The sequence below is a fragment of the Azospira sp. MPR-E4 genome, assembly GCF_058809645.1.
The window spans coordinates 1-6,912 of sequence record NZ_JBXAST010000089.1; the positions used below are offsets into that span (position 1 = coordinate 1).

A 6,912-nucleotide genomic window follows, 5' to 3' on the forward strand; every position below is an offset into this window, starting at 1 on the left:
CATCGGTGCCATCCCTCCCCGCCCCGGCGGACCGTTGCAAATGAAACCTTGCCATTTGCCCGGTTACTGTATAAAAATACAGTCAACCGATTAGGAGACCGCCACCATGGTCAAGCTCACCCCGCGCCAGCAGGAAATCCTCGACTTCATCCGCAACCATGTGGAAACCCTGGGCGCCCCGCCGACCCGGGCCGAAATCGCCCGGGCCTTCGACTTCGCCTCCGCCAACGCCGCCGAGGACCACCTCAAGGCCCTGGCCAAGAAGGGCTCCATCGTCCTGGAACCGGGCTCGGCCCGGGGCATCCGCCTGGTGGAGCAGCTGGGCCTGCCCCTGGTGGGCAGCGTCGCCGCCGGCTCCCCTATCCTGGCGGTGGAAAACGTCCAGGGCCGCTACTCCGTGGCGCCGGACATGTTCAATCCCCGGGCCGACTTCCTGCTCAAGGTGCGGGGCCTCTCCATGCTCGGCGCCGGCATTCTCGACGGCGACCTGCTGGCGGTGCACCGGACCACCCAGGTGCGGGACGGCCAGATCGTGGTCGCCCGCATCGCCGACGAAGTCACGGTCAAGCGCTTCAAGCGCAACCTGGGGCGCATCGAACTGCTGGCGGAAAACCCGGATTACGGCCCCATCCTGGTGGACCCGAACCGGGACGATTTCGCCATCGAAGGCGTGGCCGTGGGCCTCATCCGCGGCGGTTTTTCCGGCAGTCTCAGTTGACCCCGACTGATCCCCGCTGACCGGCCACTTGCGAAGGAGCCGTCCATGACCATTCCCCGCCTCACCACCCTGACCCTGGGCGTGGACGACCTCTCCCGGGCCACCGCCTTCTACCGCCACGTCTTCGGCCTGCTGCCCCGGGACGACTACGAAGGCATCGCCTTCTTCCAGCTGCCCGGCACCTGGCTCATCGTCTATCCCAAGGACAAGCTGGCCGAAGACATCGGTCCCGACACGGCCCTGGCAGGCCCTGGTTTCAACGGCATCACCCTGGGCTACAACGCCCGCAGCCGGGACGAAGTGGATACCGTATTCGCCCAGGCCAAGGCCGCCGGGGCCCGCATCGCCAAGATGCCCCAGGAAACCTTCTGGGGCGGCTACAGCGGCTACTTCCAGGACCCGGACGGCTACTACTGGGAAGTGGTGTGGGGCCCCATGTTCGACCACGCCCCCGACGGCAGCCTGCTGTTCCGGGAGGGTTGAGCCGGGCAATCCGCCACTGCGGAAGCTCAGCCGAGTCTGCCGGCAGGCCCGCGGCGCTCCCGCCCGGTCTTCCCTCGCTTGCCGCTGCGCCGCCCGCGATGCCATCCGCTCCACCCTGACGCCCTAACCCGCCTTCTTTCCAGGCAAGCACAGGCCGCCCTGCCGGGCACGGCCCCGCCCCGGCTGTCGCCATTTTTTGCCGACAAGCCGGCCGCCGCCAGAGATGAAGGCCCGTCACAAAGCGATTTGCCGCCCCTGGCCCGCCGCACCGACAGAGCCGTTGCCACCGATCCGGCAAACGCCCCAGCCACCCGACCAAGCAACCCAACCAAGCCGCCCGACAACAGCAGACACCAGCCAACGACAACCTCGCTGCACCCCAGCCGCCGATCGCTCAAGCCCGCCACCACGCCCGCGACTACATCCGCAACCAACCCCTACCAACCCCTACCAATCCACCTCCTGCGCCGACCATGTCCGCCCTGCCTTCTTCCCCCGCCCCCGTCACCCTGGCCGATCTCCTGGCCCGGCCCGACGTCTGGCGCGGCGACGCCCTGGCCCGGGTGAAGGCCCCCGGTCTGGCCACGGGCTACCCGGAGCTGGACCGGGAACTGCCCGGCGGCGGCTGGCCGCGCCAGGCCCTGAGCGAATTCCTGGCGCCGCCGGAGGCCGGCGTCGCCGGCCTGCTGGCCCCGGCCCTGGCCGCTCTGGCCGGCCCCCTGCTGCTGGTGGCGCCGCCCTGGCCCCTGCACGCCGCCGGCTGGGCCGCCGCCGGCCTGCCCGGCCAGCGCCTGCTGGTGGTGGAGGCCCGGGGCCAGGATGCCGCCTGGGCCTGCGAGACGGCCCTGGAAGAAGGCGGTTTTGCCGCCATCCTGGCCTGGCTGCCGGACATCGACGCCCGGGGCCTGCGCCGCCTGCAGCTGGCTGCCGAAAGCTTCAGCGGCCCCGCCTGTCTGGTGCCGCGCCTGGCCGTGGCCCGCCTTCAGGAACGCGACCGTGCTCTGGCTCGCCCTGCGCTTTCCCCTGCTGCCCCTGGACGCCCTGGCGCCCCCGCCCGACGCCCCGTCCACGCCTAGGGCCGCCGCCAGCCAGGGACGGGTGGTGGCCGCCAACGGCGCCGCCCGGCAACTGGGGGTGGCACCGGGCATGGGCCTGGCCTCGGCCTGGGGCCTGGCGCCCGAGCTCAAGGTGACGGAGCGGGACGGCGCCGCCGAAACCCGGGCCCTGGCCGGCCTGGCCTGCTGGGGCGGCAACTTCACCCCCCAGGTCAGCCTGGACCCGCCCGCCGGCCTGCTGCTGGAAATCGGCGGCTGCCTGCGCCTCTTCGGCGGTCTCCCGGCCCTGCTGCAACAGGCCGTGGACGGCGCCCTGGCCCAGGGCTACAGCCTCGCCGCCGCCTGCGCCCCGACGCCCCTGGCTGCCCGCTGGCTGGCCAACGGCGCCCCCTGGCTGGAGCCCGCTGCCGACGGCCCCCGGCCGGCGGCCGCGCCCCTCCTGGCCGAAAACGGCGGCCCTCTGCCGGTGTGCGCCGACCCGACCCGCCTGGGCGCCGCCCTGGCCCCCCTGCCCCTGGACTGCCTGGAACTGCCCCGGCAGCAGCGGCAGCGCCTGGAAAACTTCGGCGCCCACCGTCTCGGCGACCTGCTGGCCCTGCCCCGGGCCGGCCTCAACCGGCGCCTGGGCCTGCAACTGGCCGCCGATCTGGCCCGGGCCCTGGGCGAAGTGCCCGACCCCCGGCCCCGCTTTCCCTTTCCCGACACCTTCCGCCAGGGCCTGGAACTGCCGGCCCGGGTGGACGACGCCCCCGCCCTCAACTTCGCCGCCCGCCGCCTGCTGCAACAGTTGCAGGGCTGGCTCGCCAGCCGGGGCGCCGGCGTCGGCCGCTGCACCCTGGAACTGCAGCACGAAAAATACGCCGGCAGCACCCGCCGCGGCCTGCCGCCGACCCGGCTGGTGCTGGGCTTCGCCGGCCTCACCCGGGACGGGGAGCGGCTGCAGCGGGTCCTGAGCGAACGCCTGGGCCGCCTCGCCCTGGCGGCGCCGGTGGACGCCCTGACCCTGATCGCCGACCAGGTGGAGGAACTGCCGGGCAGCGACCGCCAGCTCCCCGGCCAGGCGCCGCCGGAAGAAGAAGGCAGCGACCCGGCCCGCACCGCCGTGGCCCTGGAACGCATCAAGGCCCGCCTGGGGGAGGACAAGGTCTACAGCCTGGCCGCCGTGCCGGACCACCGCCCCGAGCAAGCCACCCGGCGCTGCGCCCCGAACCTCGATCTCCAGGGCATCATGGCCAGGGCCCAGGACCCGGGCCACTCCCAGGCCATGGCAGGCCAGGGTCCGCGTCCCCTCTGGCTCCTGGCCCACCCCCTGGCCCTGGGCGAGACCCAGGGCCGCCCCCGGCACGGCGGCCCCCTGCAACTCCTGGCCGGCCCCGAGCGCATCGAAAGCGGCTGGTGGGACGAAGGCGAAAGCCAAGACAGCCTTCCCGCCCCCGGCGACCTGCGCCGCGACTACTTCGTCGCCCGCAACCCGGCCGGCGAATGGCTGTGGGTGTTCCGGGACGAGAGCGGCTGGTTCCTCCACGGCAGGTTCGCATGAGCCGGCACCATCACGGGCGGCTCCCGGCCCAGGACGACGCAAGCCGTACCGCCGGCGCCCTTCCAGCCAGCCTCCCGGCCAGCCTGTCTCCGGCAACCGCCCGAGGGAACGACAGCTCCCGGCGCCCCAGCCGCCTGTCGCCTTCCAACTGGGCTCTTTCCAACCGGGCACTCCCTCGCCCGGCCCGCCTTGTCGCACGCCAGCCAAGGCATCGCACCACCGCTCCCGCCAGCAGAAGCCGCTGAACCATGCCGCTCCCGGAAACCACCCTGCCGCCGGCCCTGCCCGACTACGCCGAGCTGCACTGCCTCTCCAACTTCTCCTTCCTGCGGGGTGCCTCCCACCCGGAGGAACTGGTGCAGCGGGCCGTGGAGCTGGGCTACGGCGCCCTCGCCGTCACCGACGAATGCTCCTTCGCCGGTTCGGTGCGGGCCCACGTGGCGGCCAAGGCCGTGGGCCTAAAGCTCATCCACGGCACCGAGATCGTCCTCACCGACGGCCTCAAGCTGGTGCTGCTGGCCCAGAACCGGGAGGGCTACGGCAACCTCTCGGCCCTGATCACCCTGGCCCGGCGCCGGGCCGAGAAAGGCGCCTACCGCCTCACCCGGGGCGACCTGGAAGGCTTCGGCCCCAGCGGCGCCCTGCCGGACTGTTTAGCCCTGTGGGTTCCGGGGCCGCAGTTCGACTCGCCGCCCGACCCCGCCGACGGCCGCTGGCTGGCCCAGCGTTTTCAGGGCCGCTCCTGGCTGGCCGTGGAACTCCACGCCGGGCCGGACGACCGGGGCCGCCTGGAACAACTGCAACAGCTGGCCGCCGACTGCGGCCTGCCGCTGCTTGCGGCGGGCGACGTGCACATGCACAGCCGCGCCCGCCGGCCCCTGCAGGACGTGCTCACCGCCCTGCGCCTCAACACCACGGTCTTCGCCGCCGGCCACGCCCTCCACCCCAACGGCGAACGCCACCTGCGCCCCCGCCTGCGCCTGGCCCGGCTCTACCCGCCCGAACTGCTGGCCGAAACCCTGGCCGTGGCGGCGCGCTGCACCTTCTCCCTGGACGAGCTGCGCTACGAATACCCGGAAGAAGTGGTGCCCCACGGCCTCACCCCCGCCGACTACCTGCGCCAGGAGGTGGAAGCGGGCCTCACGGTGCGCTACCCGAATGGCGTGCCGGAGAAAGCCCGGGCCCAGGTGGAATACGAGCTGGGCCTCATCGCCCGGCTGCAATACGAGGCCTACTTCCTCACGGTGTACGACATCGTGCGCTTTGCCCGCAGCCGGGAAATCCTCTGCCAGGGCCGGGGCTCCGCCGCCAACTCGGCGGTGTGCTACGCCCTGGGCATCACCGAGGTGGACCCGGCCAAATCCGAACTGCTTTTCGAGCGCTTCATCTCCGCCGAGCGGGGCGAGCCGCCGGATATCGATGTGGATTTCGAGCACCAGCGGCGGGAGGAAGTGATCCAGTACCTCTACGCCAAATACGGCCGGGAGCGGGCCGCTCTCACCGGCGCCCTCATCACCTACCGCACCCGGGGCGCCCTGCGGGACGCAGGCCGGGCCCTGGGCTTCGGCCGGGAGCAGATCGACGCCCTGGCCAACACCCTGGCCTGGTGGGACAAACAGGACGAACTGCCCGAGCGCCTGCGGGCCGTGGGCCTGGACCCGGAAAGCCCCCGGGTGGCCAAGTGGCTGGCGGTGAGCCGCGCCCTGCGGGGCTTTCCCCGGCATCTGTCGCAGCACGTGGGCGGCTTCGTCATCTCCCGCGGGCCCCTGTCGCGGCTGGTGCCCATCGAGAACGCCGCCATGGCCGAGCGCAGCGTCATCCAGTGGGACAAGGACGACATCGACGCCCTGGGCCTGATGAAGGTGGATGTACTGGCCCTGGGCATGCTCTCCGCCATCCGCCGCGCCCTCGACATGCTCGGCGCCCGGGACGGCAAGCCGGTGCGCCTGCAGGACATTCCCCGGGAATCGAAAGCGGTGTACGACATGCTCTGCCGCGGCGACAGCCTGGGCATCTTCCAGGTGGAATCCCGGGCCCAGATGGCCATGCTGCCGCGCCTCCAGCCGCGCCAGTTCTACGATCTGGTGGTGCAGGTGGCCATCGTGCGGCCCGGCCCCATCCAGGGCGACATGGTCCATCCCTACCTGAAGCGGCGCCACGGCGAAGAGAAGATCGAGAAAATCTCCCCGGCGGTGGACAAGGTGCTCGAGCGCACCTACGGTGTGCCCATCTTCCAGGAACAGGTGATGCAGCTGGCCGTGGTGGCCGCCGGCTTCACCCCCGGCGAGGCGGACCAGCTGCGCCGGGCCATGGCCGCCTGGAAGCGCAAGGGCGGCCTGGAACCCTTCGAGCAGAAGCTCATCCGCGGCATGCAGGAGCGGGGCCTGCCCGAATCCTTCGCCCGGCGCATCTTCGAGCAGATCAAGGGCTTCGGCGACTACGGCTTCCCCGAATCCCACGCCGCCAGCTTCGCCATCCTGGTCTATTTCTCCGCCTGGCTGAAACGCTTCGAGCCCGCCGCCTTTCTCTGCGGCCTGCTCAACGCCCACCCCATGGGCTTCTACGCCCCCGCCCAACTGGTGCAGGACGCCCAGCGCCACGGCGTCACCGTGCTGCCGCCGGACGTCACCCACAGCGCCTGGGAATCCCTGCTGGTGGAACTGCTGCCCGATCACCCGCCTTCCCGCCCCCGCACCGTGCGCCTGGGCCTGCGGGAAATCGCCGGCTTCAACCAGGCCGCCGCCGAGCGCATCGTCGCCGCCCGGCAGGCTGGCCCCTTCCAATCGGTAGCCGACCTGGCCGCCCGGGCCGGGCTGCAACGCCCGGAACTGGAACGCCTCGCCGCCGCCAACGCTCTGCAAGCCCTGGCCGGCCACCGCCGCGCCGCCGCCTGGGAAAGCGCCGCCGTGGAAAACACCGGCCAGCCCCGCCACCATGGCAGCCGCAACGGCCATAGCCAGGAGGCGGAACAGAGAAAGGAAAAAGGAAGAGGAAGCGCCCAAGCCCTGGGCAGACGCAGCAGCGCCAGCGACGCCGCCAACGCAACAGGCCGCAGCAAAAACGGGATGGACGAGAGAGACGAGAGGGGCCACGCCCTCCCCACCCAGGGCGACCTC

General features: G+C 72.0%; 5 protein-coding genes. All 5 read left to right on the forward strand.

All coding sequences use genetic code 11. The annotated features are described in order from the left end of the window. Window positions 1-106: 106 nt before the first annotated feature. On the forward strand, window positions 107-718 hold the full coding sequence (lexA, locus tag AC1RTA_RS16070; RefSeq protein WP_014237326.1) for a transcriptional repressor LexA: 612 nt from the start codon (window positions 107-109) through the stop codon (window positions 716-718). A 45-nt stretch (window positions 719-763) separates the two neighbouring features. Next, window positions 764-1,201: a VOC family protein gene (locus AC1RTA_RS16075; RefSeq protein ID WP_014237325.1), complete on the forward strand. Its 438-nt coding sequence runs from the start codon at window positions 764-766 to the stop codon at window positions 1,199-1,201. A 473-nt stretch (window positions 1,202-1,674) separates the two neighbouring features. Continuing rightward, window positions 1,675-2,277: a translesion DNA synthesis-associated protein ImuA gene (locus AC1RTA_RS16080; protein WP_492785309.1), complete on the forward strand. Its 603-nt coding sequence runs from the start codon at window positions 1,675-1,677 to the stop codon at window positions 2,275-2,277. Next, window positions 2,198-3,796, forward strand: coding sequence for a Y-family DNA polymerase (locus AC1RTA_RS16085; protein ID WP_492785310.1), 1,599 nt, complete (start codon window positions 2,198-2,200; stop codon window positions 3,794-3,796). Before AC1RTA_RS16080 ends, AC1RTA_RS16085 begins: the two co-directional genes overlap by 80 nt. Window positions 3,797-4,044: 248 nt before the next feature. Next, window positions 4,045-6,912, forward strand: a 2,868-nt coding sequence (locus AC1RTA_RS16090) for an error-prone DNA polymerase (protein WP_492785311.1), incomplete at its 3' end; no start/stop codon positions are given.

Excerpts from the sequence above, each read along its gene's own strand:
- lexA (WP_014237326.1), top strand. The coding sequence starts at position 107 with ATGGTCAAGCTCACCCCGCGCCAGCAGGAAATCCTCGACTTCATCCGC.
- AC1RTA_RS16075 (WP_014237325.1), top strand. The coding sequence starts at position 764 with ATGACCATTCCCCGCCTCACCACCCTGACCCTGGGCGTGGACGACCTC.
- AC1RTA_RS16080 (WP_492785309.1), top strand. The coding sequence starts at position 1,675 with ATGTCCGCCCTGCCTTCTTCCCCCGCCCCCGTCACCCTGGCCGATCTC.